At 63.2% G+C, this 16734-nt stretch carries 12 protein-coding genes; 11 read left to right on the top strand and 1 reads right to left on the bottom strand.

Going from position 1 to position 16734, the window contains the following annotated elements:
* Positions 1–5 precede the first annotated feature (5 nt).
* Complete coding sequence (locus tag IOD17_RS07835) at positions 6–2756, bottom strand: ATP-binding protein (protein WP_233684557.1); 2751 nt, start codon at positions 2754–2756, stop codon at positions 6–8.
* Between the two features lie 116 nt (positions 2757–2872).
* Here IOD17_RS07835 and IOD17_RS07840 point away from each other — a divergent pair, with 116 nt between their 5' ends.
* From IOD17_RS07840 to relA, 11 genes are all read left to right on the top strand, one after another.
* A complete protein-coding gene (locus IOD17_RS07840; protein WP_233684558.1) occupies positions 2873–3583 on the top strand; it encodes a response regulator transcription factor in 711 nt (236 codons plus the stop codon).
* A gap of 3 nt (positions 3584–3586) precedes the next feature.
* Entirely contained in the window at positions 3587–4927 is a 1341-nt protein-coding gene (locus IOD17_RS07845; protein WP_233684559.1) for a histidine kinase sensor domain-containing protein, read from the top strand.
* Positions 4928–5063: 136 nt separating this feature from the next.
* Entirely contained in the window at positions 5064–7304 is a 2241-nt protein-coding gene (locus IOD17_RS07850; protein WP_233684560.1) for a TonB-dependent siderophore receptor, read from the top strand.
* 89 nt (positions 7305–7393) lie between these two features.
* On the top strand, positions 7394–8884 hold the full coding sequence (locus IOD17_RS07855; RefSeq protein WP_233684561.1) for a class I SAM-dependent methyltransferase: 1491 nt from the start codon (positions 7394–7396) through the stop codon (positions 8882–8884).
* On the top strand, positions 8881–9777 hold the full coding sequence (locus IOD17_RS07860; protein WP_233684562.1) for an alpha/beta hydrolase: 897 nt from the start codon (positions 8881–8883) through the stop codon (positions 9775–9777). Before IOD17_RS07855 ends, IOD17_RS07860 begins: the two co-directional genes overlap by 4 nt.
* Complete coding sequence (locus IOD17_RS07865) at positions 9770–10066, top strand: iron transporter (RefSeq protein WP_233684563.1); 297 nt, start codon at positions 9770–9772, stop codon at positions 10064–10066. The genes IOD17_RS07860 and IOD17_RS07865 overlap by 8 nt, the downstream gene beginning before the upstream one ends.
* Entirely contained in the window at positions 10063–11592 is a 1530-nt protein-coding gene (locus tag IOD17_RS07870; protein ID WP_233684564.1) for a PepSY-associated TM helix domain-containing protein, read from the top strand. Before IOD17_RS07865 ends, IOD17_RS07870 begins: the two co-directional genes overlap by 4 nt.
* Position 11593: 1 nt before the next feature.
* Positions 11594–11932: a DUF3325 domain-containing protein gene (locus IOD17_RS07875; RefSeq protein WP_233684565.1), complete on the top strand. Its 339-nt coding sequence runs from the start codon at positions 11594–11596 to the stop codon at positions 11930–11932.
* Between the two features lie 94 nt (positions 11933–12026).
* The gene (cysM, locus tag IOD17_RS07880; protein ID WP_233684566.1) at positions 12027–12938 is read left to right on the top strand and encodes a cysteine synthase CysM; all 912 of its coding nucleotides are present in this window, start codon (positions 12027–12029) and stop codon (positions 12936–12938) included.
* Positions 12938–14296 carry a 23S rRNA (uracil(1939)-C(5))-methyltransferase RlmD gene (rlmD, locus tag IOD17_RS07885; RefSeq protein ID WP_233684567.1) on the top strand — a complete coding sequence of 453 codons (1359 nt, stop codon included), beginning with the start codon at positions 12938–12940 and terminating at the stop codon, positions 14294–14296. The genes cysM and rlmD overlap by 1 nt, the downstream gene beginning before the upstream one ends.
* Before the next feature lie 148 nt (positions 14297–14444).
* The gene (gene relA, locus IOD17_RS07890) at positions 14445–16688 is read left to right on the top strand and encodes a GTP diphosphokinase (protein WP_233684568.1); all 2244 of its coding nucleotides are present in this window, start codon (positions 14445–14447) and stop codon (positions 16686–16688) included.
* The last annotated feature ends 46 nt before the right edge of the window (positions 16689–16734 follow it).

The raw sequence follows: 16734 nt of genomic DNA on the forward strand, positions 1-16734 counted from the left end.
CCGTCTCAGGCGCTGACTTGCGCCTCAAGGGCCAGTCGTTCGATGGCGGCATCCAGCTCATCCAGGGCTTGCTGGGCGGCCGGGTCGTTCTGTTTCAGCAGGGTTTCACTGCGCTGACAGGCGGCGCGCAACTGCGGCACGCCGCAATAGCGCGTAGCCCCGTGCAGGCGGTGCACCCGCTCAATCAGACTGTTGCGCTCGCCACTGTCGCGCGCCTGGCGAATGGCTTGGCGGTCGCCAGGCAGGCCGGCCAGCAGCATGCTCAGCATATCGGCGGCCAGGTCAGCCTTGCCGGCTGCCAGGCGCAGGCCTTCTTCAGCATCCAGTACGCTCAGGCTGTGCTGCACCTTGCCTGCGCTGGGAGGCTCGACGCTCTGGTTGCGCAGGGCCAGACCGGTCCACTTGAGCACCACCTGGGCCAGCTGGCGTTCGCTGATCGGCTTGGTCAGGTAGTCATCCAGGCCGCTTTGCAGCAGGGCGCGTTTTTCGTTGGCCAAGGCGTGGGCGGTCAGGGCTACGATCGGCACCGGGCTGCGGCCGTTCTCGCTTTCCTGCAGGCGAATCGCTTCGGTCGCTTGGCGGCCATCCATGCCAGGCATCTGCACGTCCATAAAAATCAGGTCGAAGACATGCTCGGCGGCTTTTTCCACGGCTTCATAGCCGCTGTTGGCGATGCTGACCTGGGCGCCCATGTCGTCGAGCAGGGTTTGTACGAGCAGCAGGTTGGCCGGGTTGTCGTCGACACAGAGAACCTGCGGTGCTCGGCTGGGGGCGCTCTGTGGGCTGTCCGTGCGCTGCTGGCGTGGGCTGATCAGTTCAGCCAGGGCGCGCTGCAGCTTACGTGTGCAGGCCGGTTTGGCCTGCAGTTGGCTGTAGGCGTTCGGGAGCAGGCCGTGGTACAGCGTTTGTTCGGTGGTGGGGCACAGCAACAGGGTTTTGCAGGCCTGGTGTTCGAGTTCCCAGATGCGTTGACCGAGGCGATCCGGTGGCAGGGTCTGGGTACTGACGCCGAGCACGGCCAGTTCGATCGGCTGGCTGCTGTGCCGGGCTTCGGCGACGGCCAGCAGCAGGTTGTCGAGGTTGTCGAAATCGCTGACCTGCAAACCACAATCTTCCAGTTGATGCAGTAGGGCCTGGCGTGCCAGTTCGTGGCTTTCCAGAATCGCCACACGCCGGCCAAGCAGCGGCGGCCGCGGCAGGTCTTCGGCGTCGTCACGGGCCTTGGGCAGGCTCAGGCTGATCCAGAACTCCGAGCCTTGTTCAGGCGTGCTGTCGACGCCGATCTCACCGCCCATCTGTTCGATCAGGCGCTTGGAAATCACCAGGCCCAGGCCGGTGCCGCCGGCCTGACGGCTGAGCGAGTTGTCGGCCTGGCTGAAGGCCTGGAACAGCTCGCGCAGGTCTTCATCGGAGAGGCCGATGCCGGTGTCTTGCACGCTGATGCGCAGCTGCGCGCGATCGGCGTTTTCGTCCTCGAGCATGGCGCGAATCACGATGGTGCCGGCACGGGTGAACTTGATCGCGTTGCTCACCAGGTTGGTCAGCACCTGCTTGAGCCGCAGCGGGTCACCGATCAGCGACAGCGGCGTGTCACGGTAGACCAGGCTGAGCAGCTCCAGCTGTTTGGCGTGGGCGGCGGGGGCGAGGATGGTCAGGGTGTCCTGCAGCAGGTCGCGCAGGTTGAACGGAATATTTTCCAGTACCAGCTTGCCGGCCTCGATTTTCGAGAAATCGAGAATCTCGTTGATGATCGCCAGCAGGCTGTCGGCGGATTTTTCGATGGTGCCCAGGTAATCCTGCTGGCGCGGGGTCAGTTCGCTTTTCTGTAGCAGATTGGTAAAGCCGAGGATGCCGTTGAGTGGGGTGCGGATCTCGTGGCTCATATTGGCGAGGAACTCGGATTTGATCCGACTGGCCTCTAGGGCCTCCTTGCGCGCCAGGTCCAGCTCGATGTTCTGGATTTCGATGGTTTCCAGGTTCTGCCGCACGTCTTCGGTGGCCTGGTCGACGCTGTGTTGCAGTTCTTCCTGGGCGTTCTGCAGCGACTCGGCCATGCGGTTGATGCCCGAGGCCAGCTCGTCCAGCTCATGACTGCCGAGTGGCGGCAGGCGGGTTTCCAGATGGCCGTCTTTTAGCTGGGCGACGCTCTGTTTGATCTGTCGCAGCGGGTCGTTGATGGTGCGGCTCATACGCACGGCGAGCAGGGCGGTGACCATCAGCCCGGTGGCAATCAGCAGCAGGCTGGCCAGCAGGCTGCGGTAGCCGCTGAGCAGGGTGCTGTGATGCGACAGCTCCAGCTCGACCCAGCCGAGCAGCTGGGTGCCGGGTTCGCTGAACGTACTGCCGGTCAGACTCAGGTGTTGCTGATACACCGGCATGAGAAAGCGTGTGGCGTCCTGGCTGCTGCTCTGTGCCGGCTGCTGTTCTTCGCCCATGGGCGAGGGCGTAAGCATGCGCGGGCCGGCATGGGCCAGTGGGCTGCGTTCCGGGGCTAGAAAACTTACCGCGCGTACGTCCGGTTGCTCCAGAGCCTGGGTGGCGATGCGTTGTAGCAGCAGCGCATCACCAGCCCGCAAGGCGGGGGCGGCCAGGGGCGCGAGCTGTTCGCTGATCATGTGGCCGCGTTGCAGCAGTTGCCCCTGCAAGCCGGACAGCTGCACCCAGGTGAAGTAACCCCCCAGAACCAGCGCCAACAGGCTGGTGGGCAGCAGGGTGAGCATAAGCACACGGCCTTTGATGCCTAGATCCTTTAACACGCGACGCCTCCTGGGGTGATATGTCGGCAGTGTAGCGATTCGGCGAGCGAGAATCTGTAGGTGAGTGCGGTACGAATAGTAGGTAGAATTATTATCATTTGAATTGGTGCTACCCCGTGCTCTCCTGCCATTTTCCTGCTGCGCGCATTCTTCTGGTTGAAGACGATCCCCTGTTGGCCAGTCACATGCAGGGCAACCTGCAGGCGCGCGGCTATAACGTCAGCCTTAGCCAGGATGGCCGCGAGGGTTTGCGCCTGGCCAGCAGTGGAGCGTTTGACCTGGTTCTACTGGATATCCTGCTGCCTGGCATCAGCGGTTTGCAGGCGTTGCAACATCTGCGCGAGCGCCTGGGGGTGCCAGTGATTCTGATTTCGGCGCTGGGTGGCGAGCAGGACCGCATTGCTGGCTTCAGTCAAGGTGCTGACGACTACCTGGCCAAGCCCTTCAGCATGGATGAGTTGCATGTGCGGATTGCCGCCGTGTTGCGCCGGGTGGCCTATGAGCGACGTGAGCCGGTGCAGGCCAGCCTTGACCCGCAATTGCAGTTCGATGAGGCGCGTATGGATGTGTCGCGGCAGGGGCAGTGGGCCGAGTTGACCCACACCGAATTTCGCTTGCTTGAACTGTTTGTGCGTCATCCGGAAGGGCTGATGAGCAAGGCCTTTCTCTATCAGCAGGTGTTGCGCCGCGCCTATTCGCGACATGACCGCAGCCTAGATATGCATATCAGCCACGTGCGCCGCAAGTTGCAGGCTGTTGGCTATACCGCCGGGCGCCTGGAAACCGTGTGGGGCAAGGGATATCTGTTCACCCGTGAGGGTGCCTGAGCCGTGCCGGGGCGTCATTCGCTGTTCTGGCGGCTGGCTTTGCTGGTCCTGGCCTTTTGTCTACTGATCATCTGGGTCAGCTGGTCCTGGGGCGGGCGTATCGAATTTCGTGGCTATTTGCTCAGCGAAGCGGCTCAGCAGCAATTGCTCGGCTATGCCGGTGAAGCCGAACAGGCTTGGCGCAGTGGCGGGGCCGCAGGCGTTGAGCGTTGGCAGGTGCAGATGCAGCAGCGCGAGTCGGTCTGGCTGAGGGTGGTTGGGCGTGATTTGCGCGCGCTGGGTACACAGGCCCTGAGCCTTGAGGAAACCGAGCGACTGACAGCCATGCGCCGCATTGACTGGCCGATGAGCAAGCGCGCCAATGGCTTGCCAGTGCTTGTCTTGCCATTTCCGCAACAGCCTCTGGATGGCCAACTGGTAATCGAGTTGCCGGAGCGTTTTCTGCCGGAAGGCTTTACCTGGCACGCTCAGTTATTGGTGCACGGCTTGCTGCCCTGCGGGCTGGCGCTGCTGCTCTGTGCCTTGCTCTATCGCTTGCTGATTACCCCGCTGCAGCACCTGCGTGAGCAGGCCAACGCTCTGCGTGGGGAACAGCTGAGTGTACGCATGGCCAGCCAGATCAGTACCCGTCAGGATGAACTGGGCGAGCTGGGTCGTGCTTTCGACCACATGGCCGAGCGCTTGCAGGGCATGCTCAGCTTGCAGCGGCAGCTGTTGCGCGATCTTTCCCATGAGCTACGCACCCCCTTGAGCCGCTTGCGGGTGGCCTGTGAGAGTGGCCTGGATGCCGAGCCGCTGCGTCAGCGCCTGGAGCGCGAGGTCAGCGGCATGCAGTGCCTGGTGGATGACACCCTGGAGTTGATCTGGCTGGGTACCGAGCGTCCGCAGCCTGAGCTGGAGCCGATCAGCCTGCCGTCACTGTGGGCTTTGCTGGTCGAGGATGCCTGCTTCGAAAGTGGCTGGCCGCAGGCCCAGCTGCGTTGTCTGCTGCCTGATGACTGCTGCGTGCGTGGGCACCTCAATGCCTTGGCGCAGGCGCTGGAGAACGGGTTGCGCAATGCCATTCGGCATTCTCCGGCAGGCGGGCTGATCAGCCTGGGTGGGCGCATGGAGCAGGGCGAGTGGCTGTTCTGGCTGGAGGATCAGGGCGGTGGCGTGGCGGCTGAGCAGCTGGAACAGATGTTCCTGCCGTTTATTCGTTTGTCAGCGGCTCGCCCCGGCGGTGATGGTTTTGGCCTGGGCCTGGCGATTGCCCGCAGCGCCATGCAGATGCAGGGCGGGGCGATGTGGGCCGAAAACACGGGTCAAGGTTTGCGCCTGAATTTTCGGCTGAAAAGTGTATAGATTGTAAATGCACTTTACTCTCAAATAAGAATAAGTAGCATCTGCGCCGTTCCCGCGTACCGGTCGGGTTGGCGCAGCGCTTTGCTGTCAGCGCCTGAGCCTGGATGCGGACCATTCGCCACAGGAGAGGGTGTTCATGCAGTCGCGATTCAAGCTCAGTCATCTGTCATTGGCCATCGTTGCGGCCAGTCTTTCCCCCTGCACGCTGTTTGCCGCTGAGGTGGTGGATGCCGAGATGGATGCCCTGAGTGCAGCCGCCGAACCCACCGATGCGATCACGCTCAAGGATGCCGTGGTCACCGCTAAACAGGAGCTCAAGCAGGCGCCGGGTGTGTCGATCATCACCGCTGAGGACATCAAGAAGCGTCCACCGGCCAATGACCTCTCCGACGTGATCCGCCGCGAGCCGGGGGTCAACCTGACCGGCAACAGCACCAGTGGCAGTCGTGGCAACAACCGCCAGATCGACCTGCGCGGCATGGGCCCGGAAAACACCCTGATCCTTATCGATGGTCGTCCTTCCAGCTCGCGCAACGCCGTGCGTTATGGCTGGACCGGTGACCGTGACACCCGTGGCGAAACCAACTGGGTGCCGGCTGAAGAAGTCGAACGCATCGAAATCCTCCGCGGTCCGGCCGCCGCACGCTATGGCTCTGGGGCCATGGGTGGGGTGGTGAATATCATCACCAAGCGGCCGACCGAAGACTTGCGTGGCTCGGTCACCCTGTACGCGATCCAGCCTGAAGACGATGCCGAAGGGACCGGTCAGCGTGCCAACTTCAACCTCAGCGGTGCGCTCAACGACAGCCTGGCCTTCCGCCTGTATGGCGGTGCCAACAAGACCAATGCCGATGATGCTGATATCAACGGTGAACATCAGGTGGGGGCCGATACCCTGGTGGCGGGTCGTGAAGGCGTGCGCAACAAGGACATCAGTGGCCTGCTCAGCTGGCAGCTGAACCCCGGTCACAGCCTGGATCTGGAAGCCACCTACAGCCGTCAGGGCAACATCTACGCCGGCGACACCATGCTTAATGGCGGTGGTGCATTCGTGAACCAGCTGTATGGCAAGGAAACCAATATCATCCAGCGCAGCAGCTACGCGCTGACCCACAACGGCATTTATGACTGGGGCAGCTCCACTGCCTCGCTGGCTTACGACTACACCCGGAACGAGCGCCTCAACGAAGGCCTGGCGGGTGGTGGTGAGGGCGCGCCGGCGGAAGGGGCCGGGGTGTTTATGTCGCGCCTGCGTAATACCCGCGCCAATGCCGAGGTCAACTTGCCGCTGGAGATGGGCGCGCCGCAGGTGCTGACCCTGGGCGGCGAATACCTGTATGAGAGCCTGAATGACCCAGGTTCCATGCGCGCGCAAACCTGGGATCCGGGTGTTGGCGGTGTGCCGGCGATTCCCGGTTTTGATCGCAGCCAGACCAAGACCACCGCGCACAGCTTTGCGCTGTTTGCCGAGGACAACATCGAGGTAGGCGAGCGCACTATCGTTACCCCGGGTCTGCGCTATGACGACCATGAAGAGTTTGGCGGTAACTGGAGCCCGAGCCTCAACGCCTCCCATGAACTGACCGATGAGCTGACCCTCAAAGGCGGTATCGCGCGGGCGTACAAGACCCCCAACCTGTATCAGTCCAACCCCAACTACCTGCTCTACAGCATGGGCTTTGGTTGTAACGCGGCAGAAGCCAACGCCGGTGGCTGCTACCTGATCGGGAACCCGAACCTGGAGCCGGAAACCAGCATCAACAAGGAAATCGGCCTGGCCTTCGATAAAGGCACCTGGCGTACCAGCGCGACCTACTTCCGCAACGACTACAAGAACAAGATCGTTTCCAGCAACACGGCGGAGTTCCGCCTGGCGAACGGTCGTCGTGTGCAGAACTGGGAAAACTCCGGCAAGGCGGTGGTCGAGGGGGTTGAAGGCAACCTGTTCGTCACCCTCAGCCCGACGCTGGAGTGGAACACCAACTTCACCTACATGATCGAGTCCAAGGACAAGGACAGCGGCGAGCCGCTGAGCATCATTCCCGAATACACCCTCAACACCAGTCTGGACTGGGCCGCCACCGAGAAACTGTCGCTGCAGGTCAGTGGCACCTACTACGGCACCCAGGAGTCCCCGAGCTACAACGCCCGACGCAACGTGGCGATCGACAGTCAGGCACAGCAGGACATCGATCCCTACGGCCTGATGGGCGTCAGCGCCGGCTATGCCTTCAATGAGCAGTACAGCGTGCGCATGGGCATCAACAACCTGTTCGACAAGCGCATCTACCGCGAAGGCAACGCCACCGAAGCCGGGGCCAACACCTACAACGAAGCCGGGCGTGCCTACTTCGCCTCGGTCACCGCGTCCTTCTAGGTCATCGTGCTCCTTACCCGTTGCTACGGCGGGTTTCGGCTCCGTCAGGCGTGTCCTGGCGGAGCCTTTTCAGTGCAGGAAAACGCTTAATGCAAGTGTGGAATCAGGGGTATCTGGTCGAGTTGCCCTATCCCCATCATGTTCAACCGCAGTTGGCGCCCAGTTGGCTGGTGGCGCTGCAGACGGCTCTCGGTCAGCGCGCAGGCAATCTGCAGGCGGGCTTTCGCTACTGCGAGCTGGGCTGCGGGCAGGGCCTGAACAGCCTGCTGTTGGCCGCCAGCAACCCGGCGGGGCAGTTCGTGGCAGTGGACTTCAACCCGCAGCACATCGAGCATGGCCGGCGTCTGGCGGCGGCTGCGCAGTTGAGCAATATCGAGTTTGTGCAGGCCGAGTTCACCGAGCTGCTCGAGCAACCGGGCGAGGGCTACGACTTTATCGTCGCCCAGGGCGTGTACAGCTGGGTAGCACCCGCGCAGCGTGCGGCCATCCGTGGTTTTGTCGAGCAGCGCCTCAACGCCAATGGACTGCTGTGCCTGGGTTATATGTGTCAGCCCGGCATGGCGCCCCTGGCGGCGGCTCAGCGGTTTATCTGGCAGCACGCGCAACACGGCAAAGGTTCACCGCCGCAGCGTGTGCAGGCGGCGCTTGAGGCATTGCAGGCCTTGCAACAAGGCGGCGCCGGCTATTTTGTCGAGCAGCCTGAGATGGCCCGGCTGCTGGCGCGCAGTGCCGAACAGGGTTTGGACTATCTGGCCCATGAGCTGTTGTGTGAGCACTGGCAGCCGTTGCCGGTGGCCGAGGTAATGGCCGATTTTGCCCGCCTTGGCTGCCAACTGATCGGCAGCGCCATTCCACTGGAAAACATCGATGCAGTGTCGTTGCCCGGTAACTGCCTGTCCGCGATTCAGGGCCTGTCTGACCCGGCGCTGCGGGAAACCGCCAAGGACCTGGCACGCAACCAGGCCCAGCGCAGTGACCTGTACCAACGTGGCGATCAGACGCTGACGGCAGCGGTACACCGGCACGCCTTGCTGGACAGCTGCTGGGCACTGTTGCCCGCAGCGCCGGCACCGGGCGCGGTGGATTTTTCAACGCGCATCGGTCCGCTGCAGGGCGCTGCCGAGTTGTATCAGCCATTGCTGCAGGCCCTTGGCGAGGGGCCGCAAAGCTTTGCCGAGCTGGCGCGGCGACCCGCCCTGGCGGCGCAGGTTGGCCAGCTCAGTGGCGCCCTGCAGCTGCTGATGTGGGCGGGTTATGCCCATCCGTTGCTGCACGCGCCGGTGGATGTCACCCGCTGTCAGGCGCTTAACCGTCTGCTGGCCGAAGGGGCCTTACGAGGTGAGGGCTACGCGCACCTGGCCGCACCCAGCCTGGGTGCGAGTGTGCCTGCAGATAAGCTGGAGATGGCAGCCGCCCGCGTGCTGCTGGAACATCCGCTGTTACGCGGCAGCTTGCTGAGTGAAACCACTCAGGCGCTGTTGCGCCGTCACGGCGTTGCCGTGCAGCAGGCTGCCGAGCGCCTGCAGCACTTCGAGCAGCGCACCTTGCCCAGCTGGCAAGTACTGGGGGTAGTGCCATGAAGCGCTGCTGGTTGTGGTTGTTCTGCCTGTCCTGGCTGAGCGTGGTGAACGCAGCGGATTATCCCGGTTATCAACGGCTTGCGCCGTTCCAGGTGCAGTCGGCAGATGCCCAGCGCAGCTATCAGGTGCAACTGCTGGTGCCGGCACGTGCAGCCCCTGCCAGCGGTTTCCCGGTGCTTTACCTGCTTGATGGCCATGCCGCGCTGGCGGCGCTGAAGGCGCAATGGCTGGATGAGCTGAGGGCGGGTACGCCGCCGCTGCTGGTGTTTATCGGGCATGCCGGTGAGCGGCTTTTTAATGTGCCGGCGCGCACCCTCGACTACACCCCGGCGCGCCGCGATGGTCAGCCGATGCAGGCGTTCAATGGGGTACAGGGTGGCGGTGCCGCAGCCTTTCTGGCGTTGCTGGAGCAGCACATCAAGCCGCAGGTGGCCGCGCTACAGCCGGTTGATCCGGCGCAACAGGTACTCTGGGGGCATTCGTTCGGCGGGCTGTTCGTGCTCAATACCCTGTTGACCCAGCCGGCCAGCTTTACCCGCTACATCGCCGCCAGCCCGTCGCTGTGGTGGCAGTCCGGGCTGTTGCTGGAGGCAGAGCGTGACTTTGCCGGGGCCACTGCCCAGCTGTTGATCGTGCGCGGCAGTGACGAAGGCCTGCCCGGCAACACCCGACCCGGTGTCGACCCGACGCTGTTGGAGCAGCGGCGCAAGGCCATGGCTGCGGTTCCGGCCGATGCCGCGCGGCAGATGGCCGAACGCCTGGCGCGTTGGTCGGGCATGCAGGTGACCTATCAGGAATTTGCCGGTTTGGGCCATGGACCGATGCTGGCCGCGTCCTTGCGGCCGGCACTGCGCATGGCGGCCGGCTTGGCGCAGGAGGTTAGCAATGAGTAAGGCCGTTGAAACAACCCAGGCATGGCCGATCTGCTCACGGGTGCTGGCCGGGCTGCTGGGCGGCTATGTGTTCACCTACGCATTGACCGCCGCCCTGGCGCAGCTGTTGCCGCTGGCCCGGGTGGATGCGCTGCTGATCGCCAGCTTGCTGTCATTCACCTTCTACACCCTGGCGATTCTCTGGGCGTTTGCCGCACGCAGCGTCTGGCGCGCCTGGGCGCTGGTGCCGGCCGCTGCACCGCTGGCGCTGATCGGCTTCTGGCCACACCTGCTGGAGCGCCTGGCATGAAACAGACCCTGACCCAATCCATGGCCTGGCTGCACACCTGGGGTGGCCTGCTGTTCGGCTGGCTGCTGTTTGCCATCTTCCTCACCGGCAGCCTGGCGGTGTTCGATCAGGAGATCGATCACTGGATGCAGCCGGAGATCCAGCAGACGTCGGTCAGCAACGCCCAGGCTGTCGAGCATGCGGTGACTTATCTGCAACGCCAGCATGCCGATGCCAGCGCCTGGAACATCAGCCTGCCCAGCGAGCGCATGTCTGCCTTGCGGGTGACAGCGGGCGACCGGCGCTCGGGCATCAGCACCTACCTGGACCCACTCACCGGTGAGCCCTTGGTGGTGCGCGACACGGCCGGCGGTACATTTTTCTTTCGTTTCCACTACAGCCTGAGCATGCCACGCAATCCGGGTATCTGGATTGTCGGGTTGGCGGCGATGGTGATGCTGGTGGCGCTGATCAGCGGCATCATCATTCACAAGAAGTTCTTCAAGGAGTTTTTCACCTTCCGGCCGAACAAGGGCCAGCGCTCCTGGCTGGATGCACACAATGCCGGGGCGGTGCTGCTGTTGCCGTTTCACCTGATGATCACTTACACCGGCCTGTCGATCTTTGCCCTGATCTATATGCCAGCGGCGCTGGACAGCCTCTATAAAGGTGATTTTGCGGCGTTCTACCGCGAGCACATTGAGGTCGTGGAAGAGCCCCGTCAGGCGCAGACCCACCCGGCGCCGCTGACGCCGCTGGCTCCACTGCTGGCTCAGGCTGAAGCGCGCATGGGGTCGCTGAGCGGTGTGGTGATCGAGCACCCCGGACGCAGTGATGCACATATCGAAATGCGCCGGGTGCTGGGTAACCGCATTGCTCTGACCAAAGGCCACAACATGCTGTTTGACGGCGTCACCGGTGAGCTGCTGGCCGGGCCGCCGGAGCTGCGCCCCAGCGTGCTGGCGCAGCGGGTGATGTTTGGCCTGCACTTTGCGCAGTTCGGCGGCTACCCGATGCGCTGGTTGTACTTTGTCTGCGGCTTGCTCAGCAGCGCCATGATCGGCACCGGGCTGGTGCTGTTTACCGTCAAGCGGCGGCGTAAATACGCCAGTGAAAGCCCGTTGGGGCAACAGCTCTATCGCCTGGTGGAAAGCCTCAACGTGGCGACAATTGCCGGCCTGGCTGTGGCCTGTATCGGCCTGCTGTGGCTTAACCGCCTGTTGCCACAGGAGCTGACTCAACGTGCCGGTTGGGAAGTGCGCGGCTTCTTCGCAATCTGGCTGCTGAGCCTGCTGCATGCCTGGCTACGCCCGCGTCTGCAAGCCTGGCGTGAGCAGCTGAGCCTGGCGGCGCTGCTGTGCCTGGGCTTGCCGCTGCTCAGTGCAATCAGTGACGGCCAGGCTTGGGGCGACAGCATGCGCCTGTGGCTGGAGGTGACGGTGGTGGCGCTGGGGCTGCTGCTGGCCTGGAGTGTCTGGCGTTTGCGTCAGCCACAGGTGCAACACAGCGAGCGGCGGGTACGGCACGCACAGGCGCAGGTGAATTGAAATGATGACGGCATTCTTGGGCAGCTTCTTGCTGGCCTACAGCAGCATGTTGGCCCTGTGTCAGGGCCTGGAGCGGCATTACAAACAGGTTTGGGGCAGGGTACCGACGTTGCTGCAACGCCGCGTTCTGCGTGGCAGCGGCTGGTTGCTGCTGGCCGCCAGCCTGTGGGGTTGTGCGCAAGCCTGGGGTTGGGCGATGGGGCCGATTGGCTGGTTTGGCATGCTGTCGCTGAGCGGCTTTGCCCTGGCGCTGCTGTTGCCCTATGCACCGCGCCTGGCGGTGTACGCGCCGGTGCTGGGGCTGCCGTGCTGGCTGCTGTTGTATGCCCTGGCGGGGTAATTTTGCTGCCGTGTAGTGGTGTTCGCTGATATGGCCGAGCGCAGTTTGCCGTTATCATGGCGGCTTTCTTTGCTTCTGGATCATTTCGTTCGCCATGAGCCTGCATTACCCAACCATCGCCGATTGCGTCGGCAACACCCCGCTGGTGCGTTTGCAGCGCTTGCCGGGTACCACCAGCAACACCTTGCTGTTGAAGCTGGAAGGCAACAACCCGGCCGGTTCGGTGAAGGATCGTCCGGCGTTGTCGATGATCACCCGCGCCGAACTGCGCGGCGATATCCAGCCCGGTGACGTGCTGATCGAAGCCACCAGCGGCAATACCGGTATCGCCCTGGCCATGGCGGCGGCGATCAAGGGCTACAAGATGGTGCTGATCATGCCGGACAACTCCACCGCCGAACGCAAGGCGGCGATGACCGCTTACGGCGCGCAGCTGATTCTGGTGGGTGGTATGGAAGAGGCCCGCGATCTGGCCCTGCAGATGCAGGCGGACGGCAAGGGCAAGGTGCTCGACCAGTTCGCCAACGGCGACAACCCGATTGCTCACTACACCAGCACCGGCCCGGAAATCTGGCAGCAGACGGGCGGGCAGATCACCCATTTCGTCAGCTCGATGGGCACCACCGGCACCATCATGGGCGTCTCGCGCTTCCTGAAAGAACAGAAGCCCGAGGTGCAGATCGTCGGTCTGCAGCCGATGGAAGGCGCGGCGATTCCCGGTATTCGCCGCTGGCCGCAGGAGTACTTGCCGAAGATTTATCAGGCCGAACGGGTGGACCGCATTATCGACATGGGCCAGCAGGAAGCCGAAGACGTGATGCGCCGTCTGGCGCGTGAAGAAGGCATCTTCTGCGGGGTGTCTTCCGGCGGTTCGGTGGCGGCGATGCTGCGCCTGTCCCAGGAAGTCGAGAACGCGGTGATGGTGGCTATCATCTGCGACCGTGGCGACCGTTACCTGTCCAGCGGCGTTTACGACGCCCCCGTTACGGATGGCCAGAGTAACTGATGGCCAGGAAAGACGGCGGCCTGCGCTTTCAACCCAGCGGTGGTTCCCGCACGCCGCAGGTGCCAGTAGGCAAAAAGCAGAAACTGGCTATCGAGCGCCTGGCCAACGACGGCCGCGGCATCGCGTTCAGCGAGGGGCGCACCTGGTTTGTCAGCGGCGCACTGGCCGGCGAGCAGATCGAAGCGCGGGTGCTCGGCGCCCATGGCAAGGTGGTCGAGGCGCGGGTTGAGCGCATTCTCAGCGCCAGTGCCGAGCGGCGTAGCGAGGCTTGCGTGCATGCCAAAGTCTGCGGTGGCTGCAGCCTGCAACATATGCCCCATGCCGATCAGCTTGCCCTGAAACAGCGCATGCTCGCCGAGCAACTCAGCCGCCTGGCCAATCTCGAGCCACAAGAGTGGGCCGCGCCATTGATCGGCCCTGAGCTGGGTTATCGCCGCCGCGCGCGCATCGCCGTGCGCTGGGACAACAAGGCCAAGCGCCTGTATGTGGGTTTTCGCGCAGCGGCCAGCCAGGACATCATCGCCATCGGCGATTGCCCGGTGCTGGTACAACCCTTGCAGCCGATCCTGCACGCGTTACCTCAGGTGCTGCGTGCGTTGGACAAACCCCAGGCCATTGGTCATGTCGAGTTGTTCAGCGGCAGCTCCAGTGCTGTGCTGATAAGGCATACCGCTGCACTGAGCGAGGCGGATCTGGCTCGTTTGCAGGCGTTCTGCACTGAGCAGAAGGCGCAGCTGTGGTTGCACGGCGCGGCCGAGCCGCAGCCGTTTGAGCCGGCGCAGCAACTGAGTTATCGCCTGGACGCGTTTGCTCTCGACTTGGCGTATCGGCCTGGTGATTTTGTCCAGGTCAACCAGCCGGTGAATGACGCCATGGTTGCGCAGGCGCTGGACTGGCTGGCGCCGCAGGCCGATGAGCGGGTGCTGGATCTGTTCTGCGGCCTGGGCAATTTCGCCTTGCCACTGGCCCAGCGAGTGCGCGAACTGGTGGCGGTGGAGGGCGTGCAAACCATGGTCGAGCGCGCCGCTGAAAATGCTGCGAGCAATGGCTTGGGCAACGCGCACTTTTTCCAGGCCGACTTGTCCAACCCGCTGGCCGATTCCAGCTGGGCGCAGGGCGGTTTTGCTGCCGTGCTGCTGGACCCACCGCGTGACGGTGCGCTGCAGGCGGTACAGCAGATGTCGGCGCTGGGTGCCAAACGGGTGTTGTATGTGTCGTGCAACCCGACGACTTTGGCCCGTGACAGCGCCGAATTGCTGGCGCAGGGGTATCGGCTGGAACGTGCCGGTATCCTCGATATGTTTCCGCAAACCGCGCACGTTGAAGCGATGGCGTTGTTTGTTCGACCCCAGGCTTGATACCTGGGGCAAGGCTTTACCGGGGCAATAGCCCAGTGAGTGGTAACGGGGCGCACAGGGATTGCGCTTTCAAGCGGTTCAACCGACCGGCTCATAGAAGCTGGCGACTATTCGGCAGGCTCTGCTCTGCCGTAGGGAAGGTAGCAAGATGGTTCAGGTCAGAGCGCATCAGCCGATCAACGATGACGGCAGCATCAACCTTGAAGCCTGGCTCGGGCATGTACTGAGTGTCGATCCGGCGTTGGATCGTGACGCCCTGCGTGATGCCTGCGAATTCGCCCGTGAGGCCGAGCAGCAGGCCAATGCCGCGCAGAACCTGTGGACGGAGGGCGCATCGAGTTTCCGGGCAGGCCTGGAGATCGCCGAAATCCTCGCCGATCTCAAGCTCGACCAGGATTCCCTGGTCGCCGCAGTGATCTACCGCTGCGTGCGCGAGGGTAAGGTGCCGTTGGCGCTGGTGCATCAGCGCTTTGGCCCGGTGGTGGCCAAGCTGGTGGAAGGCGTGCTGCGCATGGCGGCGATCAGCGCCTCGATGAACCCGCGTGATTCCCTGGTGCTCGGCTCCCAGGCCCAGGTGGAAAACCTGCGCAAGATGCTCGTGGCGATGGTCGATGACGTGCGCGTGGCGCTGATCAAACTGGCCGAGCGCACCTGTGCGATCCGTGCGGTGAAGGGCGCTGACGACGAGAAGCGCCAGCGCGTGGCCCGTGAGGTGTTCGATATCTATGCACCGTTGGCACACCGCCTGGGCATCGGTCATATCAAGTGGGAGCTGGAAGATCTGTCCTTCCGCTACCTGGAGCCCGAGCAGTACAAGCAGATCGCCAAGCTGCTGCACGAGCGCCGGCTGGATCGCGAGCACTACATCAATGAAGTGATGGACCAGTTGCGCAGCGAACTGGAAGCCACCGGCATCAAGGCCGACATCAGTGGCCGGGCCAAACACATCTACTCGATCTGGCGCAAAATGCAGCGCAAGGGCCTGCAGTTCAGCCAGATCTACGACGTGCGCGCGGTGCGCGTGCTGGTGCCGCAGGTGCGTGATTGCTACACCGCCCTCGGCATCGTCCATACCCTGTGGCGGCACATTCCCAAAGAGTTCGACGATTACATCGCCAACCCCAAGGAAAACGGCTACCGCTCGTTGCACACCGCCGTGCTCGGCCCGGAAGGTAAGGTGCTGGAGGTGCAGATCCGCACCCAGTCGATGCACGAAGAAGCCGAATTGGGCGTGTGCGCGCACTGGCGCTACAAGGGCACCGACGTCAAAGCCAGCTCCAACCATTACGAGGAGAAGATTTCCTGGCTGCGTCAGGTGCTCGAATGGCATGAAGAACTGGGTGATATCGGTGGCCTGGCCGAGCAGTTGCGCGTGGATATCGAGCCGGACCGGGTCTATGTCTTCACCCCGGACGGTCACGCCATCGACCTGCCCAAGGGCGCGACGCCGCTGGACTTTGCTTATCGCGTGCACACCGAGATCGGCCATAACTGCCGTGGCGCGAAGATCAACGGGCGCATCGTGCCGCTCAACTACAGCCTGCAGACCGGCGAGCAGGTGGAGATCATCACCAGCAAGCACGGCACGCCGAGCCGCGACTGGTTGAACTCCAACCTCGGTTACGTCACCACCAGCCGGGCACGGGCGAAGATCGTCCACTGGTTCAAGCTGCAGGACCGCGACCAGAACGTTGCCGCCGGCAAGCAGCAGCTTGAGCGCGAACTGCTGCGTTTAGGCCTGCCGCATGTGGACTTCGACAAACTGGCCGAGAAGGCCAATCTGAAAACCAGCGAGGATCTATTTGCTTCCCTCGGTGCCGGTGATCTGCGTCTGGTGCAACTGGTCAACCTGGCGCAGCAACTGGTCGAGCCAGATCGGGTCAACGAGCAGCTCGAACTGATCCCGCGCAAGGCCTTGGGCTTCAAACCTGGCAAGCGCGGCGATATCCAGATCCAGGGGGTCGGCAACCTGCTGACGCAGATGGCAGGCTGCTGCCAGCCGCTGCCGGGTGACCCGATCGTCGGTTACATCACCCAGGGGCGCGGTGTAAGCATTCACCGCCAGGACTGTGCCTCGGTGCTGCAACTGGCCGGGCGCGAGCCGGAGCGGATCATCCAGGTCAGCTGGGGCCCGGTGCCAGTACAGACCTATCCGGTCGACATCATCATCAAGGCTTACGACCGTTCCGGTCTGCTGCGTGACGTGACTCAGGTGCTGCTCAACGAGAAGCTCAATGTGCTGGCGGTGAATACCCGCTCGAACAAGGACGACAACACCGCGTCCATGTCGATTACCGTGGAGATTCCCGGGCTGGATGCACTGGGCCGGCTGCTGGGGCGGATTTCTCAGCTGCCTAACATTATTGAAGCGCGTCGCCACCGGGTCAGTTAAGTCTCAATACCGTAGCCCGGATGCAATCCGGGGAATTGCGTACAGG

The organism is Pseudomonas anguilliseptica (assembly GCF_021375795.1).
In the GTDB taxonomy this organism is placed as follows: Bacteria; Pseudomonadota; Gammaproteobacteria; order Pseudomonadales; family Pseudomonadaceae; genus Aquipseudomonas; species Aquipseudomonas anguilliseptica_A.

What these genes read in the sequence shown, in the direction of transcription:
- rlmD (WP_233684567.1), top strand. Translation starts at nt 12,938, where the DNA reads ATGGCCAGGAAAGACGGCGGCCTGCGCTTTCAACCCAGCGGTGGTTCC.
- IOD17_RS07855 (WP_233684561.1), top strand. Translation starts at nt 7,394, where the DNA reads ATGCAAGTGTGGAATCAGGGGTATCTGGTCGAGTTGCCCTATCCCCAT.
- IOD17_RS07870 (WP_233684564.1), top strand. Translation starts at nt 10,063, where the DNA reads ATGAAACAGACCCTGACCCAATCCATGGCCTGGCTGCACACCTGGGGT.
- cysM (WP_233684566.1), top strand. Translation starts at nt 12,027, where the DNA reads ATGAGCCTGCATTACCCAACCATCGCCGATTGCGTCGGCAACACCCCG.
- IOD17_RS07850 (WP_233684560.1), top strand. Translation starts at nt 5,064, where the DNA reads ATGCAGTCGCGATTCAAGCTCAGTCATCTGTCATTGGCCATCGTTGCG.
- relA (WP_233684568.1), top strand. Translation starts at nt 14,445, where the DNA reads ATGGTTCAGGTCAGAGCGCATCAGCCGATCAACGATGACGGCAGCATC.
- IOD17_RS07875 (WP_233684565.1), top strand. Translation starts at nt 11,594, where the DNA reads ATGATGACGGCATTCTTGGGCAGCTTCTTGCTGGCCTACAGCAGCATG.
- IOD17_RS07865 (WP_233684563.1), top strand. Translation starts at nt 9,770, where the DNA reads ATGAGTAAGGCCGTTGAAACAACCCAGGCATGGCCGATCTGCTCACGG.
- IOD17_RS07860 (WP_233684562.1), top strand. Translation starts at nt 8,881, where the DNA reads ATGAAGCGCTGCTGGTTGTGGTTGTTCTGCCTGTCCTGGCTGAGCGTG.